A 20,109-nucleotide genomic window follows, 5' to 3' on the forward strand; every position below is an offset into this window, starting at 1 on the left:
GCTCGTGCCGTTCCCTGATTTATCGCGCAATGAAACGGATCAGTCGGTCGGTGATGCCGGTATAGGGGGGCTTGATGAGATCGCTTGGCGCAGGCGCATATTTGGTCAGGACCGGCATTGCCTTTGAAAAGGTCAGAAAACCGTCATGTCCATGATATTGGCCCATGCCGCTTGCACCCACGCCGCCGAAGGGCAGGTTGCTGCAGGCGAAATGGTAGAGCGTATCATTGACGCAGACGCCGCCAGCCACGATGCGGCTGAGCATCATTTCAATCTCTGCCGTGTTGTCGCTGAAACAGTAAAGGGCCAGCGGACGATCAAGTTTCAGAACAAAACCGATCGCATCGTCGAGCAGGCGATAGCTGACGATTGGCAGAAGCGGGCCGAAAATCTCCTCCTGCATGATCGCATTGTCGGGGGCAGGTTCCAGCACAAGTGCGGGGGCCATTGATCGCGACTGATTGGAGCCAGCCGGAAGCTCAATGACGGCCTCGCTCCCGTTTGCGGCATCGGCCAGCAGTTTGGACAGTCGCGCTTCCTGAGCATCGTTGATGATTGTAGTGCGGTCTTTTTCCGCTGATGCGCCGCCGTAACGCGCCTGCATTTCGGCACGCAGAAGGTTGATGAATTCGTCGCGCTTGCTGTGATGAATCAGAACATAGTCCGGTGCGATGCAGGTTTGCCCTGCATTGAAGAATTTGCCAGTGGCGATTGCTCGGGCGGCGCGTTTGAGATTGGCGTTTTCACTGACAATGGCGGGCGACTTGCCGCCAAGCTCGAGTGTGATCGGGGTCAGGTTCGGTGCAGCAGCAGCCATGATCTTGCGCCCGACGGCAGTGGAGCCGGTGAAAAAGAGGTGGTCGAATGGCAGCGACGCGAATTGCGCGGAAAGCGATGCATCGCCGAGCGCCACCGCGACACGGTATTCCGAGAACACTTCCAAAAGCAGGCTTTGCAGGAAATCCGCAGTGCGCGGTGTATGTTCGGACGGTTTCAGGAAGACGTGGTTTCCGGCTGCGATTGTCGCGACAAGCGGCGCCAGCGCAAGATTGACCGGGTAGTTCCACGGCGCGATGATCCCCACCACGCCCAGCGGAACATAGCGGATTTCGGCCTTGGCCGGCCACATTTTCCAGCCCGCCTTGCGGCGCTTCGGCTTCATCCAGCGTTTGAGATTATGCAGGGCATCGTCGATTTCGGCAAAGACGACACTGACCTCACCGAGTAATGTTTCGTGCAGCGAGCGGTTGCCGAAATCCGCGCTGATGGCCTTCGCCATTTCATCCAGCCTTGCCTCGAGCCGCTCGCGCAGGCGCTTAAGGTCGTCCAGACGCTGTTCATAGGCAGGGCGGTCTTCAAGCCATGCGTGACGCAGGCGCTCGAATGAGAGCTGCAAGGCCTGTTCTTCAGTCGCCATAGGCAAAATCCTCGGTCGAGCGGGCAAAGAGGAATTGCGCGGCATAATAGGTTGCAAGCACCCAGAGGCCGTTCAGCGGAATGTCGAGGCTGAACCGTCCATAGGCAAGCAGCGTGTCGCTTGCCATGAAGAAGAGGCCGCCTGCTGCGGCAAGCCAGGCGGCATAACGTTGCGGCGTTTCCGGCTCGGTGCCGAGCGCGCGGCTCATCGCCTGCGCCGCCATAATGCAAAGCGCGGCAGCGTAGATGACGACCGGGATTTTCAGGGGCGTCGGCAGCGATGACCAGAGGCCCGCTATGATTGCAAAGGCTGCGATGGCGAAAAGGATGAAGACGCCCTTATGCGCTGCAAAGCGTGTTTTGCGGCAAAGCGCATAGATATAGGCGCAATGGGTGATGAGAAAGCAGATCAGGCCTGCCATGAAATAATCGCCGGGCAGCATCAGGAATAAGTCGCCGAGTGCAGCGAAAGCCAGGCCAAAGGCGACTGCAAAGCCATAGGATTTCGATTTGGGGCGCCCGGCGCAAAGCACGGCGGCGAGCAGCAGCAAGGTCGCCGTCGGCTTGGTCAGATAGTGCAGCCAGCGCCCCGCGGAATCCTCGCCACTATAGCTCATGAGACTGCCTGCAATGGCGCAGACCGCGCAGAACAGAAACAGGCCGTAAAGCGTTCTGTTCCCTTCAAACTCCAGCAAGCCTCTTCGGCGCATATTGGCTCCCCGTCATTATAATTGTAAGCAAATGAATTAAGGACGCGGGATTGTGCCGCCAATTGCGAGATCAGCGCAATAGGCACAATTCATAGGGCTGTTGACAAAGCCTTGCCGGAGAAGCCGGGCACTCTGTTCCAATGGTTCGGAAGCCTGGCTGAAATCAGGAAAGGTTCTTGCGTCGCTCGATTTCTTCTTCTGAAGGGTGGTCCATCGCGAAAGAACCGGTCTTGAGTTCGTCTGAACGCTGATAATTGGCAATGATGACGCCGCTGGGCGATGTGGTGGAACTGACCAGCTTGAAGGCCGATGGCATGGATTGCCCGTCGAACAGTCGCTTACCCCTGCCAAGGACGACCGGATAGATCAACAGCTGCAATTCGTCGACCAGATCGCTGGCAAGCAATTGATGAACCAGTTCGCTGCTGCCCGAGACTGACAGGTCAGGGCCCTCGGTGGCCTTGATGGCTCTCAATGAGGTGATGATATCATCGCCCAGCAGTTCACTGTTCTGCCAGTTCAGGCTTTCCGGCCTGTGCGTCGCGACATATTTCGTCACTTCGTTGAACATTTTGGCGATCTCGCCTTCACCAGGCACGAAACCGGGATCGTTCGGGTCTGTCACCTGATGCGGCCAGTGGGCAGCAAAAATATCATAGGTGCGCCTGCCCAAAAGCAGGTCGAACGGCTTGGAAAAGCTTTCGCCCATGGCTCCGGCAATCACATCGTCCCAATAGGGCACTGTCCAGCCGCCATATTCGAATTGGCCGGTACGATCCTCTTCCGGTCCACCCGGCGCCTGCATTACGCCGTCGAGGCTCAGAAACGTTCCAACAATGATCCGTCGCATGATTTTCCTCCCAGAAAAGCCCGCCACGCGGGGCGTAGAGCGGTTCTGGTAAAAACAGAGCCGCTGGAACCGCTCTATCTATTTTCACGCATGTCTTTATCTCGAAACCGGTTCCCACTTTCGGGAGACATGCTCCAGCTTACAGGCTGGGAGCGGATCAGGATAGTCGCGGGCTGTCAGGAGGAATTTCTGCCGCCTTGCGCCTTTTGCGGTCGATGCGCTCAGCGCGGGTGGAAAGCTCCGTATTGCCTTCGAGGTCTGTCTGCAGAATCAGGCCTTCCTGCTTCAGCCAGCGGATGATTTCGCCAAAGTCCCGATCATAATCCGGTTGTTGCATGGCTCATCTCGCCTCCGATTTCCGTATGACGAGAATGCGCGGAACGACGACCCGTTGCAACAGGGGCAGGAAAAGCGGGAAGCCTCCGAAAGGGAAAATCAGCTCGGAGGCCGGTTCAGCCGGAACAATCCGCCAGAAAGCAAAAAAGCCCGCTTGCGCGGGCTTTTTGGGATGCTTCTGAACCTTGGTAGTGGTTCGAAGACTTAGGAATGGTGCCCAGAAGAGGACTCGAACCTCCACGCCCTTGCGAGCGCCAGCACCTGAAGCTGGTGCGTCTACCAATTCCGCCATCTGGGCGACGAGGACCCATCTAAGGGGTCGACCTGCCTCTGTCAATCGCGTTTTCGACATTCAGCCAGCTTTTTTTCAGCCAATGCTTTTTTCGCGTTGAAAAGAGGGACGGGCGCGATGATGCGCCCGATAAATTCACAGCCAGACAGCTATTAAGCTTCGAGGATTTCCTTCGAAGCGACTGTCGAATCAGCATTGAGCCGGTAAACGACCGGAACGCCGGTGTTGAGTTCCTGCTTGAGAATCTGTTCAGGCGTCAGGCCGTCGAGCGCCATGATGAGCGCGCGCAGCGAATTGCCGTGGGCGGCAACCAGAACCGTCTCGCCGCGCAGCACGTGCGGCTGCACCGTGTGCAGATAATATGGCCATACGCGCGCGCCGGTGTCCTTCAGGCTTTCGCCACCGGGAGGCGGGACGTCGTAGGAACGGCGCCAGATATGGACCTGTTCCTCACCCCATTTGACGCGGGCATCATCCTTGTTGAGGCCGGACAGATCGCCATAGTCGCGTTCGTTCAGGGCCTGATCGCGGATCGTCTGGAGATCAGACTGGCCGAGTTCATCAAGAATGTGCTGGCAGGTTACCTGCGCACGCGACAGCGCGGACGTGTAGGCGATGTCGAACTTGAGACCAGCAGCCTTCAGGCGCTGGCCAGCGGCCTTGGCTTCGGCATGGCCCTGTTCGGTCAGGCCCGGATCGCGCCATCCGGTGAAAAGGTTCTTGAGGTTCCATTCGCTTTGACCGTGACGGACCAGGACGAGAGTACGAGACATATGCAACGCTCCGTTAATAAAGATAATCAGTCATTCAGCCCGAGAACGTCGAGCATGGAATAGAGACCGGGCTTTTTGCCATAGGCCCAGAGTGCGGCCTTGATGGCGCCGCGCGCGAAGATCGAACGGTCTTCGGCATGATGGGAGAGAACGACGCGTTCACCGGGACCGGCAAGAATCACCGAGTGATCGCCGATGACCGAACCGCCGCGCAACGTTGCAAAGCCGATGGAGCCGGTTTCGCGTGGGCCGGTATAGCCGTCGCGCACGCGAACGCTGTTTTCCGCCAGTGCGATATCGCGTCCCCTGGCCGCTGCTTCGCCGAGAAGCAGCGCGGTGCCGGAGGGGGCATCGACCTTGTGCTTGTGATGCATCTCAAGAATTTCGATGTCGAAATCTGCTGGATCGAGAGCTTGTGCCGCCTTCTGTACAAGAACGGACAGAAGATTGACGCCGAGACTCATATTGCCGGACTTGACGATGGTTGCGTGGCGGGCGGCGGCGCGGATTTTCTCTTCGTCTTCAGCCGAGCAACCCGTCGTACCGATGACATGCACGATGCGCGCCTGCGCAGCAAGGCCTGCAAATTCCACGCTTGCCGCAGGGCTCGTGAAATCGAGGACGCCCTGCGCCTTGGCAAAGACCGGCAACGGATCGTCGGTGATTGTTACGCCGAGCGGGCCGATACCGGTGACTTCGCCCGCATCCCTGCCCAGAAGGGGAGAGCTGGAGCGTTCGATAGCACCGACCAGTTTCGCACCTTCGATGGTCTGGATAGTGCGGATCAAGGTCTGTCCCATGCGCCCGCCAGCGCCGACGACGACGAGGCCCATTTCGCTGTTCTGCGTTTCTCCGCTCATCCGGGTTCTCCTGTCCGCAATTCTTCAGCCGTCTGTTCGGTGATGATATCGCCATTACCGCTCTGCAATTGATAGAAGCGCGCATAGACGCCGTTCTGGATGGCGATCAGATCGTCGTGACGGCCTTCTTCCACCACGCGACCGGCTTCCATCACCACGATGCGATCCGCATTGACCACCGTGGAAAGGCGATGCGCAATCACGATTGTGGTGCGGTTCTGCATGATGCCTTCCAGCGCCTGCTGGACCCGCTTTTCCGATTCGTTGTCGAGCGCGGAAGTCGCCTCGTCGAGCAGGAGAACCGGCGCATTGCGCACGATGGCGCGGGCGATGGAAACGCGCTGTCGCTGGCCGCCGGAGAGTGTCACACCATTTTCGCCGACCGGTGTATCGTAGCCCTGTGGCTGCTGCAGGATAAACTCATGCGCATGGGCGAGCTTGGCCGCCTCGATGATTTCCTCGTCCGTCGCATCCGGGCGGCCATAGCGGATATTGTCGGCAATGGTGCCCTCAAACAGATAGGGCTGTTGCGAAACATAGGCGATGCCATGGCGCAGCGAGCGCTTCTTGACATGCGCAATATCCTGTCCGTCGAACAGTATCCTGCCGCTGTCGAGATCGTAGAAGCGCTGGACGAGATTGATGAGTGTCGACTTGCCTGCGCCCGAAGCGCCAACCACGGCGGTGGTTTCGCCCGCCTTGGCGACGAAGCTGACGCCATGCAGGACCGGAGCGGTCTCGTTATAGGAGAAGTAAATGTCCTCGAAGCGGATTTCCCCGGGACCCGCTTTCAGCTCCACTGCGCTTGGAAGATCGCGCTGGCGCGGCTCTATATCCAGCACCTCATAGATCATGCGTGCATTGACGAGCGCCTTTTCCAGACCGACCTGAAGGCGGGCGAGGCGGCGAGCCGGATCGTAGGCCAGCAGCATTGCGGTGATGAAGGCAAAGGTTGCGCCGGGGGGCTGTTGTTCGAGAATTGCGCGATAGCCGCTATAGGCCAGCACGCCCGCCACGGCGAAACCGGCCAGCATTTCTGAAATGGGCGTCGTGCGTTCGGAGACCTTGGCGATCTTGTTGCTGCGGCCTTCAGACTGGTCGATGAGCTTGCCGATCTTGGCGCGCAACTGATCTTCCATCGTAAAGGCTTTGACGATGGCAATGCCCTGAATCGATTCCTGCATCGCACCCAGCAGATGGGAGTTGAGATGCACGAGATCGCGGGTGACGGAGCGAATGCGACGCGAAATATAGGCAACGGCCAGAATGAGGGGCGGTCCGATGAGGAAAATCGCAACGGACAGTATAGGGTCCATATAGAACATCGTGCCGACGAGACCGATAAGCGAAATGAGGTCGCGCGCGATCGACGAAATTGTCATGTTGAGAAGGTCGCGAATGCCGGAAACATTCTGGTTGATCTGCGCCGCCAGATGACCTGAACGCGTATCGTTGTAAAAATCGAGACCGAGCTTCATCAGATGGTCGAAAATGCGCTTCTGATAGCGCGCGACCAGATTGTTGCCGATCTTGGCAAGTTCGACAGCCTGTATGTAGCCGGAGAAGCCGCGCAGTATGAAGATGACCAGCAATGTGCCGCAAATGACCCAGACCAGACCGAGATTCTGCTCGTAGAAGATCTTGTCGATCATCGGCTTCATCAGATAGGCCAGCGCGCCATTCGATCCGCCGACGATGAGCGATGCGAGGATGGCGATAATGTAGTTCTTCTTATATTCGCGGATGTTTTCCGACATCATGCGCCGGATTACGCGGGTGGCTTCGCCCGTATCGATCTTCTTGTTTTTCTTCTTGAATAGACTCACGTGCAAAAGCGCTTTTTGTCTCTTAGCCCTCCGGCAGGCCCGGCGGCTATCGTTGAAAAATACGACTTCCCATACGGAAACGCTGCACTGCAAAAGCCGTCGGCAATTTCAGTGCAGCGTTTCTATAACGTTATCCGTGCGGCTTGACCATCCTCAAGCTTTGTTGGTCAGAGCGGGATGTTTTTAAGCTGAACCATCATCCCGCTCTAAATTTTTGTTTGAGCATGATTTTACCCGAAAACGGGTTCCCACTTTTCGGAATCATGCTCCAATGCACCAGCGGCGCCCTTCGGTCGAGACTTCGAAACGGGCAGGGGCCTGTGCGAAGGCGGAAAGCCCGGAAAGGGCTGCAAGCTGGTGCGTGATCACGCGGACAGGAATGTCACGCATGATGGCCTTGTGCGGGGCCTTGTCTTCGAAGGCTTCACGGAAAGCGCCTGCCTTTAGTGCGGAAAGGATGCGCTGCGGAATGCCACCCGAAAGATAGACGCCGCCATGAGCCATGAAGATCAGCGCCAGATCGCCCGCAAGGCGTCCGAGATAGGTGACGAACAGATGCAGGGTTTCTTCCGCCTGCGCATTGCTTCTGTCGAGCCCGGCTGAGGTGATATCGGCGGGTGTCTCCAGCGTTGGTGTCACCTTGTCGGCGGCGCATATGGCGAGATAGAGATTGCGCAGGCCGCGCCCGCAAAGGATCTGTTCGCCTGCAACGCGGCCCTCGATGCGTTCGATATGCGGGAAGACCTGATAGTCGCGTTCGCTACGCGGACCGATATCGATATGGCCGCCTTCGCCCGGCACCGGCACCCATGCATGGCGTGTGCGCACAAGACCGGCCACGCCAAGCCCCGTGCCCGGCCCAAGCACGACGCGGGTGGCAATCACTTCTTCCGGCTTGCCGCCGATCTGCTCCAGATGATCGCTGCCGAGAGACACAACGGCGAGTGCCTGCGCCTCGAAATCGTTCAGTACGGTCACATCCTCGAAGCCGAGATCGGCGATCATCTTCTTCGGGCGCACGACCCAGTCGCAATTGGTGAGGTCGATCTCGTCACCGTCGACGGGACCGGCCACAGCGAGAATCGCAGAGCGCGGCCGGATCGAAGTGTGATCGAGAATGGCGTTCTGTATTGCCTCATCGATGGTTGCATAATCTGCCGTCTGGAGAACAGGAAACTCCTTCGGCTCGGCATTGGAATCCACCAGGATAGCAAAGCGGGCATTGGTGCCGCCGATATCGCCGACGAGTACCGGAAACCGGAAACTCTGTTCGGCCCACTCTATCTCTTTGTTTTCATGCATGTCTTTGTCCAAAACCGGTTCCCATTTTTGGGAGACATGCTGTAGTCGCCAGCATGTCCTCTCCCTGGTTATGTCTTCCGCCCGCAGTGGTCTTCCGCGGGCGAGCCTGTCTTGTGCAGGATTAGAGCGCGTTTCGATCTGATTGGATCAGATCGGCGCTCTAATCATTTGTTTTTACGCGCATCATTTCCGAAAACCGTTTCACACTTTTCGGGATGCGCTCTAATCAAGCGCCTTGATCAGCTTTTCCGCTGTCGCGCGATTGAGCGCCATTGGAATATCATAGACGCTGCCGAGGCGTGTCAGCGCCTTCACATCGACATCGTGCGGAAGCGGGGACAGCGGGTCGATGAAGAAGATGAGCACTTCCACCGTGCCTTCCGCGATCATTGCGCCGATCTGCTGGTCTCCGCCGAGTGGCCCGCTTTTCACACGCTGAATGCTGAGTGAAGGGCAGGCATCCAGAATGAGACCGCCGGTCGTGCCCGTCGCCACGATGTCATAGCGGGCCAACGCCTGCTCATGCGCTTTTGCGAAGGCGACCATGTCATCCTTCTTCTGGTCATGGGCGATCAATGCGATGCGCAGGCGTTCCGTCATGAATGAGCAACCTTACGAGTTGATAACCTTGTCATTAGAGCATTTCCAGCAAAAGTGTGTAACGGTTTTGCGTGAGGAAATGCGATGAAACAAAGAGCCGGAGCGGTTCCAGCGGTTCTGTTCAAACAGGAACCGCTCCGGCATTCTAAATCGTTTTAAACCTATAGCGAAGTGCCAAAGACCTGAAAAGCGCTAAAAGCCTCTACTGCACGCCGTAGGTGACATCTGCGACCGAATTTGGCGCAGGACCGTTGAGGACGGCAGCGCAAGCCTTGGGCAGATCGGACACCATCACCGGGCGCGGTTTTTTCGGTGGTTCCTTTGAAGGCTTTGCAGGCTTCCATGGCTCGTCGGTGAACCACCAGGCAAGCGACTTGTCACAACCGTCGCCAGCAGCCACTTTCGGCTGCGGCTTGCATTGGGGCGAACCGGGCTGGCAGGTCAGGCGCACATGGAAATGGTAGAAGTGACCCCAATAGGGGCGAACCTTGCCGAGCCAGCTTCTATCACCTGTCACTGTGTCGCAAAGCTGCTTCTTGATGCCCGGATGCACGAAGATGCGCTCGACTTCCGGATAGCTTGCGGCATGTCTGATGAGAGCCGTGCGGGCAGGGGTCCATTTCTTCGGGTCCACGTAAAGCGAATCCGGTTTCAGCATCGAAACGGCTGATACGCTTTCGCGTTCGGCGTCGCTAAACCGTTTTTTCGGCATGGGCGTCAGCCAGATGTCGGCATCGAGGCCGACCTGATGCGAGGCGTGGCCGGTCAGCATCGGGCCGCCACGCGGCTGCGAGATGTCACCGACGAGCAGGCCGGGCCAGCCATCCTTTGCCGCGTCGCGGGACAGTTTTTCCAGAAGGCCGATCATGCGCGGATGGCCCCAGCGACGGTTGCGCGAAAGGCGCATGACTTGCCAGTTGGGTCCGTCCGTCGGCAGTGCCACAGCACCGGCGAGGCATCCCTTGGCATAAAAGCCGATGGATTGCGGCTGCTGTGCCAGCACGGGAAGTGCTTCGCCACCGAATGCCTGTTTGGCGGGCATGTCTTCTGCCATGGCCATTGGCACGAAATCGGGCGCGATCATAGCTGTCAGCGAGGCTGCGAGAACGATCTTCTTCAATCTGTTTGCGATCATGGGGCAATTCCATGTTTTGCCTACAGCATCGGCCCGAAAATCGATCACGATTTTCGGAAAGTACGATGCGTAGTTTCTATCGGTTAGAGCGTCCTTGTGTAGCGTCCATTTGGACGCACGGCGCTCTAGGGGCTGCGGCTGCGAATCAAGGCAACCGAATTGCGGGCATTATGCTGTGTCAACGGCAGGGCTTCAATGGCGGTCGACAGTTTGTGCTGCCGGCCGCCATTTCCCTCAGTTCTTTCGTAGCCTCACGAGCATGGCCAGAACCAGCAATGGCATGAATGTGCAGAAAGCGATCAATGGCCAGGCAGTATCGCCCGGCAGGAAAATGACCAGTGCGGTTCCTGCGAGACTGACGATCAGGCTTTGAATGCAGAAATAGACTGCGACCGCCATGCCTGCATTGTCATCAAAGGCTGCAAGCGCTCCATTTGCCGTCATCGATGCGGTGAAAACAATCCCGACAGCAGCAAGCCACATCGGGACGATGAGGCTTGTGAACGATGGTTGTAGTAGTTTCTCACCGGCCAGAAGCAGGAGCGCGCTGGCAAGGAGCACGGCCATGCCAAGAGCCACGCTTTTACGGGCACCCCATTTCTGCGTATGGCGTGGCAGGATGCGCGTGGCGGCGATCATGACGATGGCAACGCTTGCGAAGGCGAGACTGAAGCCGGTTTCCCGGAAGCCGCCGCGTTCGATCAGAATGCGCGGTGCGGTGGAAAAGAACACGAAGAACGTGCCCATCGCCGTCGCAAAACCGAGCGTATAGGTCCAGAAGGGAAAATCCTTCATGATCCGCCCCAGACCGCCTGTGCCTGGCGCGCTGCCGGTCGGTCGTGTCTCGTGCCAGTGGCGCAAGGCGCGCCATGTTGCGACAAGACTGAAAACGCCAAGCAATGCGAAGATTGTCCGCCATCCGAAACCTTTTGCAATCAGGGCGCCTGCAATCGGCCCAAGCGCAGGGACGAAGGAAAGCATGGCACTGAAAAGGCCGTAGATCGTCGCGCCTTCGGGACGCTTCGCATAGACGTCGCGGACCGTTGCGAAAGTGGCGACAAGTGCTGCCGAGGCACCCGTTGCCTGTACGAAACGAAGCAACACGAAAACGGTGGCATTGTCGGTAATCGCCAGAGCGAAGGACGAAAGGGCGAACACCAGTCCACCGCCAAGCAGGATGGGCCTGCGTCCGAAACGGTCGGACAACGGGCCGAAAAGAAGCTGCCCGACACCCAGCATCACCATGTAGAGGCTGAGCGTTAGCTGCACCATGGCGGGTGTCGTTTGCAGGATCGCGGGCATGGACGGTACGACCGGCAGGTAGATGTCCATGGCCAGCGAGGCGAGAATGTCGAAGGGAGCCATCAACGCGAGCGCAAATGGCAGGGAATAACTCCAGCGTGGAGTTTGTTTGTTATCAAAAGGCATGACGAAGTATCCGCTCGAGAAAGAATTCGGGCGGCGATCTGCCTTCTTTAAAACGCGCGTCTCATCCGAAAACCGTCACACGCTTTTCGGGATGCGCTTTAAGGGGAATTGGTCCGGGGCAGATGCCGCAACAGGTCGGAAAGGCTGTTGCGGCTTATCTGGTTGCGAGTTCGGTGCTACTCATTCTGTGTTGTCCCGGTTCGATTGCAGACCTGCTTTTAGCATTGGCGCGACTTCAGCGCCAGCTATCGTCGCGCCACATGGCCGAGAAGGCCGCTTTGTAGTCCGGATAGACGAATTCGTAGCCGAGATCCCTGATATGCTGGTTGGAGACACGCTTGTTCTCGCCATAGAAGGAACGCGCCATCGGCGTCATGTCGGCTTCCGCGAAGGGGACTTCCGGCGGCGGCGTCACGCCCATCAGTTCGGCTGCGTAGGTGACGACATCCTGCGGCGGGCTTGGTTCATTGTCGGTGATATTGAAGATGCCGCCCGTGTTGGTTCCCGCCAGAAAGCGCAGGCTACCGGCAATGTCATCGACATGGATACGGTTGAAGACCTGATTGTCCTTGATGATGCGTCTTGCAGTGCCGCGCTCAAGATTGACGAAGGCATTGCGGCCCGGCCCGTAAATGCCGGAAAGGCGCGAGATTGCGAGCGGCGTTCCGTGCCGTTCGCTCAATTGTCCCCATGCCTCTTCGGCTTCAACGCGCTCCAGACTGCGTCGGGATGCAGGCTTGCAGGGAGCAGTCTCATCCACCCATTGGCCCTGATGGTCGCCATAGACGCCGACCGTCGACAGATAGCCGATCCAGCGAATGGTATTGTCGGGACGGCGAAGCGCTTCTTCAACAACGGCGACCGCCGGATCGCCGCTTTCGCCGGGAGAGATTGAAACAACCACATGGGTCGATTGGGCAAGCCGGTCCAGAAGATCGGGCGAGGGCGTTTCACCGTCAAAGAGCATCGGCTTTATGCCTGCCTTTTCCAGGAACGGGAATTTCTGCTCGTGCCGCGTTGTCCCGTCGATGCGTTCCGCCTCACCTGTCATCCTTTGAGCAAAGGCCTGGGCAGAATAACCGGCTCCGAACAGAAAAACGCGCATATCAGACTATCTCCGTATTCCACTCTGTCCGTACCGTAGCATCCTCTTCAGATGAGGCCAGACGTTTCTGCATTTCAGCCACACGGTCGGGATTGGCCAATTGCTTCAAGGCCCATATAGCCGCGCCGCGCACGACCGGCGCTTCGTCTTCCAGCAGTCGTTCGACATCTGGCAGAAGAGCTTCATCACCGGAATTACCGGCGGCGATCAGCACATTGCGGAGGAAGCGGTCACGCCCGATGCGCTTCACCGGGGAGCCGGAAAAGAGCGTGCGGAACGCGGGATCATCCAGTATCAGCAGATCGGCCAGACGCGGCGCTTTCAGGTCCTCGCGGGCTTTCAGCTTCATTTCGCTGGTCGCTTGCGCAAACTTGTTCCAAGGGCAGACGGAAAGGCAATCGTCGCAGCCATAGATGCGGTTGCCCATGACTTTACGGAATTCGTGCGGGATCGGCCCCTTGTTCTCGATGGTGAGATAGGAAATGCAGCGCCTTGCGTCGATGCGATAAGGCGAGGGGAAAGCCTTGGTCGGACAAGCATCGAGACAGGCGCGGCAGGAGCCGCAATGGTCGCGTTCAGGCGCGTCTGGCGGAATTTCCGCCGTTGTGAAGATGGAGCCGAGGAACAGCCACGAGCCAAGCTCGCGGCTCACCAGATTGGTGTGCTTGCCCTGCCAGCCGAGCCCTGCGGCCTCAGCCAGCGGCTTTTCCATAACGGGTGCGGTGTCGACGAAAACCTTGACGTCCTGTCCGGCGCGCGCGGCAAAACGGCTCGCCACGTGCTTGAGCTTGCCCTTGATGATGTCATGATAGTCGCGGTTTTGTGCATAGACCGAGATTGCCGCGCGGTCCCGCTTTTCCAGAATGGCAAGCGGATTGGCATCCGGCCCGTAATTCATCGCCAGCATCATGATGGAGCGGACTTCCGGCCACAGCACGCTTGGATCGCTGCGGCGCGCCTCGGTTTCCTCCATCCATTCCATGTCGGCATGGTGGCCATCGGCAATATATTGGCGCAACCGTTCAGGCGCTTGCGGAATTGCATCCGGCGTTGTGAAGGCGACGGCATCGAAACCAACCGCCTTCGCCTCTTCAATCAGGAAGCGCTTCAGCTTGTCTGTCTTCAAACTAGAAGTCGAGGTCGCCATAATGGGCCACCGGGGCAAGGCCGCGCACGCGGTCAGAAAGCAATGGGCGGAAAGCCGGGCGCGATTTCATGCGTGCATACCAGTCACGCGCCGCTTTGGTCTCGCCCCATTCGATTTCGCCGAGATAGTCCAGCACGGAAATGCATGCTGCAGCAGCCATGTCGGCATAGCTTGGATGCGCACCGCCAAGCCAGTCGCGGGTTGCGGCCAGCCAGTCGATATATTTCATGTGCTGGCGGATATTGGTGCGGGCGGCACGGATAGCGGTCGAATCCGGCGCGCTGCCGCCCATTTCGGCGGCCATTTGCAATTTGAACACACGTTCGCGGGCGATGTGACGGGTCACTTCATTTTCGAATTTCAGCAGGAACCAGTCAACGAGGCGGCGCACTTCGGCGCGCTCCATCGGGCTTTCCGGCAAAAGTCGGCGGCTGCGTTTCAAGGCGCCACGCGTTTCGTCCAGGTATTCGGCAATCACCGTCGCGCCGACGACCGGAAGGTCGTTTTCAGCCAGAAGAACAGGCAGGGTGCCCGCCGGGTTCAATGCCAGAAATTCCTTGCGGCGCGACCACGGTCGTTCCTCGATCAACTCTGCTTCAACGCCATACTCGCCGAGGATGAGCCGCACATAGCGCGAACCCGAAGACATGGGATGATGAAAAAGCGTAAGCATGATCGACGCGATACTCTCGACTGAAGCTTGAATTGAACGTCCGGAGATAGCACGGCGGCTGGCGTTTGCTCATGCAGCAGGCTATTCCTGCTACCGAGCGATTCGACGCCGCCTCAACGGAATATAAAGTCTATAAGGGCTATGTCTGCGTGAGACAAGCAATCGCTGGAAGTGCCCGTTTTAGTCGCCACAGCCGCTAATGCGAGCCGGTTCAGATGCCATCATCGTGCCAACCATTCTAAGGTACTGACTTCATGGATATTTTTAATCTGCTGGAAGCCGCGTTTCTCGGTCTCATCGAAGGGTTGACCGAGTTTATCCCGGTTTCGTCCACCGGGCATTTGCTGCTGATAGGCCATTTTCTCGGTTTTGAATCCACAGGAAAGACTTTCGAGGTACTGATCCAGCTCGGTGCCATTCTGGCCATCCTGACCGTCTATTCGGCAAAACTTCTGAAAATCCTGACCGATTTCCCCCGCGATGCCCGCACGCGGCGTTTCGTCTTCGGCATTCTGGTTGCCTTCCTCCCCGCCGCCTTTATCGGTGCGCTGGCGCATGGCTTCATCAAGAGCGTGCTGTTTGAAACGCCGATGCTGGTCTGCATCATGCTGATCATCGGCGGTTTCATTCTGCTCTGGGTGGATCAGCTCAATCTGCGTCCGCGCTATCACGATGTGATGGATTATCCGCTGCCCATGTGCCTTGCCATCGGCTTCATCCAGTGCCTGGCCATGATACCCGGCGTGTCGCGCTCCGGCTCCACTATTGTCGGCTCGCTGCTGCTGGGGGCCGACAAGCGCTCGGCGGCAGAGTTTTCGTTCTTCCTCGCCATGCCGACCATGGCAGGCGCATTTGCCTACGACCTTTACAAGAGCCGGGATATGCTCTCGTTCAACGATGCCGCGCTGATCGGCGTCGGCTTCGTGATGGCCTTCATCTCGGGCGTTTTCGTCGTGCGCTATCTGCTCGACTACGTGTCCCGCCATGGCTTCAAGCTGTTTGCCTGGTGGCGCCTGATCGTCGGATCGGTGGGCCTGGCAGCATTGCTTGTATGGGGATGAACAAGGATGACAGGGCGCAGAAACACTGCGCCCTGCTTTTTTCAATGTGCATTTGGATTAGGGGCAGGTGCGCCGATATAGCATTTTTCAAAGGGCCAGAAACCTTGACCCCAAGTGTCTATAACGCATTTGACGTGACAATATGCTGGCAGCGGTGTCTGCAACATGCAGGCAGAACTGGCCTGGATGCTTCCTGCAAGTAAAGCAGATGCAAGAGCGATCTTCATAATCGTACTATTCATGATTATTTCTCCAATATTAAATTCCAAAAAAATTGAATAATAAGAAATAAAACTTGATAATTTTACTTGATCGTCAAATCTCCCTTCATTCATGAAGCGAGATTGCGCCTAATCTTTCAGTTTGGAAATACCAATAGATTGCAGAGTACTATCATTTAAATATAAGGTGCATGCTTCTATATAAAAAAGAAGCGCCACCAATTATTGATTGGTGGCGCTTTTTTATTCAGCGATAATTATAGCTTGGCGATAGTCACGCAAAGCCGGTCTTGGTGTATTGGCCGGCAACGCGGTAGCGCCACAGATAGGATGGCAGCACGGCGTCGACGCCTTCCGGCGTGATGCCCATGCCTTCCAGCGTGCGGCCTTCCTTGATAGCCTTTTCGGAAACGACATTGTCGAATTTCAACAGCGTCACCTGATCGTTGGTGAGCATCGGGTTCGGCAGCAGGCCGAGGATCGCTGCCTGCAAACGGGCAACCCACCAGGGCATGGAAATGATGAGGCGCTTGCGGGCGATCACGCCGAGCATGTCCTTCATCCAGTTCTTGAACGGCTGCACATCCGGGCCGCCGAGTTCATAGATGCCACCCGGCATCAGCTTGCCATCGACGGCGCGGGCAACGGCTTCCGCAACATCACCGACATAGACCGGCTGGAGCTTCGTTTCGCCGCCGCCGATAGCCGGCAGGAACGGCGAGAAGCGCGCCATGTTGGCGAAGCGGTTGAAGAAGCGGTCTTCGGGGCCAAAAATGATCGAGGGGCGCAGGATGACGCTTTCCGGCAGAACGGAAAGAACGGCGTTTTCGCCTTCGCCCTTGGTGCGTGCATAATCCGATGGCGAATTGACGTCGGCAGCAAGCGAGGACACATGCGTCATGCGGATGCCTGCGGCCTTGGCGGCTTCGGCGATGTTTTTCGCGCCCAGCACCTGAACGGTATTGAAGCGCTGGCGACCGCTTTCGGCGAGAATGCCGACGAGGTTCACGACATGGTCGGAGCCCTTGACGACATGTTCGACCGAAGCGCGGTTGCGGACATTGGCCTGCACCATCTGGATCTGGCCGACATTGCCGAGCGGAGCCATGTAATAGGCAACTTCCGGCTTGCGCACGGCAACGCGCACGCGATAGCCGCGCTTGGTAAGACTTGCGACGACCGCGCGCCCGACAAAGCCGGAGCCGCCGAAAACGGTGACCAGTTTCGGCCTGTTGTGGACTTCGTTCGGTTCGGTCTTCATCCTAAACTCCTGCATGAAAGCCAGTTGTGCCGCTTGCAATGAGCGGCCACGATGCATCTATATTGCCGGTGATTTATCGCCTTTTGGCCACAAGGCAAAGGGGACTTCTTGTCACGAGTACGCTAGCGGCTGTTTTTCCCATGTTCGTTTTTTGGTTTCGGCATGATCTTATCCGAAAACCGCTTTGAGATTCCGCTTCTTGCTGTTAAATCGCGCGCATGAGCACACCACTTGACCATATTCGCAATTTTTCGATCGTCGCCCATATCGACCACGGCAAATCGACGCTGGCCGACCGCCTCATTCAGTTGACCGGCGGGCTGGACACGCGCGAGATGAAGGATCAGGTTCTCGACTCGATGGATATCGAGCGCGAGCGCGGCATCACCATCAAGGCGCAGACCGTCCGTCTCACCTACAAGGCGAAGAACGGCGAAGATTATGTGCTGAACCTGATCGACACGCCCGGACACGTCGACTTCGCCTATGAAGTCTCGCGCTCGCTGGCCGCGTGCGAAGGTTCGCTGCTGGTGGTGGACGCCTCTCAGGGCGTGGAAGCGCAGACGCTGGCCAATGTCTATCAGGCCATCGACAACAATCATGAAATCGTGGTCGTGCTGAACAAGATCGACCTGCCCGCTGCCGAGCCTGAGCGCGTCAAGCAGCAGATCGAGGAAGTGATCGGCATTGATGCGGCGCAGGCCGTGCATATTTCGGCCAAGACCGGCATCGGCATTGAAGACGTGCTGGAAGCCATCGTCACCCAGCTTCCCGCGCCGAAGGAAGGTGATCGCAATGCGCCGCTCAAGGCCATGCTGGTCGATAGCTGGTATGACAGCTATCTCGGCGTTATCGTTCTGGTGCGCATCATTGATGGCGTTCTAAAAAAGGGCCAGACCATCCGCATGATGGGCACGGGCGCGAAATATCCGGTGGAACGCACCGGCGTGTTCACGCCGAAGATGGTTCAGGTGGACGAACTCGGTCCCGGCGAGCTTGGCTTCATCACCGCTTCGATCAAGGAAGTGGCGGACACCCGCGTCGGCGACACAATCACTGAAGATCGCCGCCCGACGAGCAAGATGCTGTCCGGCTTCAAGCCCGCACAGCCGGTCGTGTTCTGCGGCCTGTTCCCGGTCGATGCGGCGGATTTTGAAGATCTGCGCGCTGCCATGGGCAAGCTGCGTCTCAACGATGCATCGTTCTCGTTCGAAATGGAAACCTCTGCTGCGCTCGGCTTCGGCTTCCGCTGTGGTTTCCTCGGTCTTCTGCATCTGGAAATCATTCAGGAGCGCCTTGAGCGCGAGTTCAATCTCGACCTCATCACGACCGCGCCTTCGGTTGTCTACCGCCTGAACATGCAGGACGGATCGCAGAAAGAGCTGCACAATCCGGCCGATATGCCGGATATCGTGAAGATCAACGCGATTGAAGAGCCCTGGATCAAGGCAACCATCATGACGCCGGATGACTATCTCGGCGCGATCATGAAGCTTTGCCAGGAGCGCCGCGGCATCCAGATCGATCTGACCTATGTCGGCCCGCGCGCCATGATCACTTATGATCTGCCGCTCAACGAAGTGGTGTTCGATTTCTACGACCGCCTCAAGTCGATCTCGAAGGGCTATGCCTCGTTCGACTACAATCTTTCGGATTACCGCGAGGGCGATCTGGTCAAGATGTCGATCCTTGTGAACGAAGAGCCGGTCGATGCGCTTTCGATGCTGGTCCACCGCTCGGCGGCGGAAAAGCGGGGCCGCGCGCTGTGCGAAAAGCTGAAAGAGCTGATCCCGCAGCACATGTTCAAGATCCCGATCCAGGCGGCCATCGGTGGTCGTATTGTGGCGCGCGAGACGATCTCGGCACTGCGCAAGGACGTGACGGCCAAGTGCTATGGCGGCGACGTGACGCGCAAGCGCAAACTTCTGGAAAAGCAGAAGGAAGGCAAGAAGCGCATGCGCCAGTTCGGCAAGGTCGAAATCCCGCAGGAGGCCTTTATTCAGGCGCTCAAGATGGGCGATGATTGATACACGATTGTTTTAGGGGCGCTTCGGCGCCCCGTTTTATTTCTGTTATTTCTTGAATATTTTATAAGGAAGTATGTATGTTCGGACTATTGAAAGCGTTGATTGAGTTTTGTCATTCGATACTGAAAATTTTTATGGAGCGATCGGAAAGAGCAGCTCATAGCATTGAGAAAGAGGAAGAAAGTCGCCGTAGCAAAGAGCAGGAAGCGTTGCAGTGGCTGAACCATCATTTGCCAGAATTGGAAAATGCGGCGCGGGATGCTTATTCCTTCATTCTAAAGAAGTCGTCCATGCAGGTTCCGCTGGAATATCCGGCAGCGACATATCCGTTTGTTGAAAAATTGAGTACTTTCCCATCAGATGACCGGAATGCCATCAAAGTCCGTTTTCAACGGCTTCGAGGGCAGGAGTCCAAGAGAGCTTGGGCTAAGTGCAAATCCTATGTTGAGCTTTGGGAAAAATGTATGAGCCAGTTTTGCAATAAGGCACCGGATTTCCCTTACGATATTGAACGGTTCAACAAAGCTTTTGAGGTTTTCAAGACTGTGACTGGAGCTAAGTAATGTGGGTGTTCTGAACATGCGTCCATCAATCTCCATCAGCTACTGCACCCAATGCAACTGGCTGCTGCGTGCTGCGTGGATGGCGCAGGAGCTGTTGCAGACTTTCGGGCAGGACTTAGGCGAAGTGGCGTTGCGTCCGGGCACCGGTGGAGTGTTTGAAATCCGCGTTCATATGCCGGACGGCAGCGAGGAACCCATCTGGGAACGCAAGCGCGATGGCGGCTTTCCGGAAGCCAAGGTTTTGAAACAACGCGTGCGCGATCTGGTCTGGCCGGAACGTGATCTCGGTCATTCGGACCGGCCAGCTAATTCGTGAGCTGTCTCTTACCCCTGATCCTTCGAGGCTACGCTTCGCTCCGCACCTCAGGATGAGGACGGCAGTACGCTCGATGATGCGACGCCAACGAGGTTAAACATCCATGCAGGCGATTGGGGCACGGACTTTCCGAACGAGAGTGGATACGCGCTTCCCTCATCCTGAGGAGGTGCGTAGCACCGTCTCGAAGGACGAGGGAAAAACAGG

Annotated in this window: 20 protein-coding genes and 1 tRNA gene; 4 read left to right on the top strand and 17 right to left on the bottom strand. The window is 57.4% G+C overall.

Features of this window, described 5'->3' with window-relative positions; all coding sequences use genetic code 11:
- Window positions 1-19: 19 nt before the first annotated feature.
- From F9K91_RS19850 to F9K91_RS19920, 15 genes are all read right to left on the bottom strand, one after another.
- Entirely contained in the window at window positions 20-1,417 is a 1,398-nt protein-coding gene (locus F9K91_RS19850) for a coniferyl aldehyde dehydrogenase (RefSeq protein WP_151678554.1), read from the bottom strand.
- A complete protein-coding gene (locus tag F9K91_RS19855; protein WP_151678555.1) occupies window positions 1,407-2,126 on the bottom strand; it encodes a lysoplasmalogenase in 720 nt (239 codons plus the stop codon). Before F9K91_RS19855 ends, F9K91_RS19850 begins: the two co-directional genes overlap by 11 nt.
- A 163-nt stretch (window positions 2,127-2,289) precedes the next feature.
- Window positions 2,290-2,976: a dihydrofolate reductase family protein gene (locus F9K91_RS19860; protein ID WP_151678556.1), complete on the bottom strand. Its 687-nt coding sequence runs from the start codon at window positions 2,974-2,976 to the stop codon at window positions 2,290-2,292.
- Window positions 2,977-3,133: 157 nt separating this feature from the next.
- Entirely contained in the window at window positions 3,134-3,313 is a 180-nt protein-coding gene (locus F9K91_RS19865; protein ID WP_109988666.1) for a hypothetical protein, read from the bottom strand.
- 210 nt (window positions 3,314-3,523) lie between these two features.
- Window positions 3,524-3,610 (bottom strand) — tRNA-Leu (locus F9K91_RS19870).
- A gap of 146 nt (window positions 3,611-3,756) precedes the next feature.
- The gene (locus F9K91_RS19875) at window positions 3,757-4,377 is read right to left on the bottom strand and encodes a 2,3-bisphosphoglycerate-dependent phosphoglycerate mutase (RefSeq protein WP_061345579.1); all 621 of its coding nucleotides are present in this window, start codon (window positions 4,375-4,377) and stop codon (window positions 3,757-3,759) included.
- Window positions 4,378-4,403: 26 nt separating this feature from the next.
- The gene (dapB, locus tag F9K91_RS19880; RefSeq protein ID WP_151678557.1) at window positions 4,404-5,237 is read right to left on the bottom strand and encodes a 4-hydroxy-tetrahydrodipicolinate reductase; all 834 of its coding nucleotides are present in this window, start codon (window positions 5,235-5,237) and stop codon (window positions 4,404-4,406) included.
- Window positions 5,234-7,063: an ABC transporter ATP-binding protein gene (locus F9K91_RS19885; protein WP_151557634.1), complete on the bottom strand. Its 1,830-nt coding sequence runs from the start codon at window positions 7,061-7,063 to the stop codon at window positions 5,234-5,236. The genes dapB and F9K91_RS19885 overlap by 4 nt, the downstream gene beginning before the upstream one ends.
- A 261-nt stretch (window positions 7,064-7,324) precedes the next feature.
- Window positions 7,325-8,365 carry a glucokinase gene (locus F9K91_RS19890; RefSeq protein WP_151678558.1) on the bottom strand — a complete coding sequence of 347 codons (1,041 nt, stop codon included), beginning with the start codon at window positions 8,363-8,365 and terminating at the stop codon, window positions 7,325-7,327.
- 222 nt (window positions 8,366-8,587) lie between these two features.
- Entirely contained in the window at window positions 8,588-8,965 is a 378-nt protein-coding gene (locus F9K91_RS19895) for a methylglyoxal synthase (protein WP_061345582.1), read from the bottom strand.
- Between the two features lie 202 nt (window positions 8,966-9,167).
- Window positions 9,168-10,100, bottom strand: coding sequence for a penicillin-insensitive murein endopeptidase (gene mepA / locus F9K91_RS19900; RefSeq protein ID WP_061345583.1), 933 nt, complete (start codon window positions 10,098-10,100; stop codon window positions 9,168-9,170).
- Between the two features lie 234 nt (window positions 10,101-10,334).
- Window positions 10,335-11,528, bottom strand: coding sequence for a CmlA/FloR family chloramphenicol efflux MFS transporter (cml, locus tag F9K91_RS19905; protein ID WP_151678559.1), 1,194 nt, complete (start codon window positions 11,526-11,528; stop codon window positions 10,335-10,337).
- 235 nt (window positions 11,529-11,763) lie between these two features.
- The gene (locus F9K91_RS19910) at window positions 11,764-12,633 is read right to left on the bottom strand and encodes an SDR family oxidoreductase (RefSeq protein ID WP_151678560.1); all 870 of its coding nucleotides are present in this window, start codon (window positions 12,631-12,633) and stop codon (window positions 11,764-11,766) included.
- Between the two features lies 1 nt (window position 12,634).
- A complete protein-coding gene (queG, locus tag F9K91_RS19915; RefSeq protein WP_151678561.1) occupies window positions 12,635-13,780 on the bottom strand; it encodes a tRNA epoxyqueuosine(34) reductase QueG in 1,146 nt (381 codons plus the stop codon).
- Window positions 13,761-14,453, bottom strand: a complete 693-nt coding sequence (locus tag F9K91_RS19920) for a glutathione S-transferase family protein (protein WP_010659404.1) — start codon at window positions 14,451-14,453, stop codon at window positions 13,761-13,763. The genes queG and F9K91_RS19920 overlap by 20 nt, the downstream gene beginning before the upstream one ends.
- Before the next feature lie 254 nt (window positions 14,454-14,707).
- On the opposite strand from F9K91_RS19920, the gene F9K91_RS19925 reads away from it, so the two are divergent.
- A complete protein-coding gene (locus tag F9K91_RS19925; RefSeq protein ID WP_151678562.1) occupies window positions 14,708-15,514 on the top strand; it encodes an undecaprenyl-diphosphate phosphatase in 807 nt (268 codons plus the stop codon).
- 41 nt (window positions 15,515-15,555) lie between these two features.
- Here F9K91_RS19925 and F9K91_RS19930 read toward each other — a convergent pair whose 3' ends face one another.
- Together F9K91_RS19930 and F9K91_RS19935 are read right to left on the bottom strand one after the other, a co-directional pair.
- Window positions 15,556-15,849 carry a hypothetical protein gene (locus F9K91_RS19930; RefSeq protein ID WP_151678563.1) on the bottom strand — a complete coding sequence of 98 codons (294 nt, stop codon included), beginning with the start codon at window positions 15,847-15,849 and terminating at the stop codon, window positions 15,556-15,558.
- A 160-nt stretch (window positions 15,850-16,009) separates the two neighbouring features.
- Window positions 16,010-16,996: a complex I NDUFA9 subunit family protein gene (locus F9K91_RS19935; RefSeq protein ID WP_061345589.1), complete on the bottom strand. Its 987-nt coding sequence runs from the start codon at window positions 16,994-16,996 to the stop codon at window positions 16,010-16,012.
- 218 nt (window positions 16,997-17,214) lie between these two features.
- On the opposite strand from F9K91_RS19935, the gene lepA reads away from it, so the two are divergent.
- The 3 genes from lepA to F9K91_RS19950 all read left to right on the top strand — a co-directional run bounded on the left by lepA (window position 17,215) and on the right by F9K91_RS19950 (window position 19,902).
- Entirely contained in the window at window positions 17,215-19,023 is a 1,809-nt protein-coding gene (gene lepA, locus F9K91_RS19940) for a translation elongation factor 4 (RefSeq protein ID WP_151557653.1), read from the top strand.
- A gap of 77 nt (window positions 19,024-19,100) precedes the next feature.
- Complete coding sequence (locus tag F9K91_RS19945) at window positions 19,101-19,586, top strand: hypothetical protein (protein ID WP_151678564.1); 486 nt, start codon at window positions 19,101-19,103, stop codon at window positions 19,584-19,586.
- Window positions 19,587-19,602: 16 nt separating this feature from the next.
- A complete protein-coding gene (locus tag F9K91_RS19950) occupies window positions 19,603-19,902 on the top strand; it encodes an Rdx family protein (RefSeq protein WP_412842184.1) in 300 nt (99 codons plus the stop codon).
- The last annotated feature ends 207 nt before the right edge of the window (window positions 19,903-20,109 follow it).

It is taken from the genome of Brucella tritici (genome assembly GCF_008932295.1).
Classification (GTDB): domain Bacteria; phylum Pseudomonadota; class Alphaproteobacteria; order Rhizobiales; family Rhizobiaceae; genus Brucella; species Brucella tritici.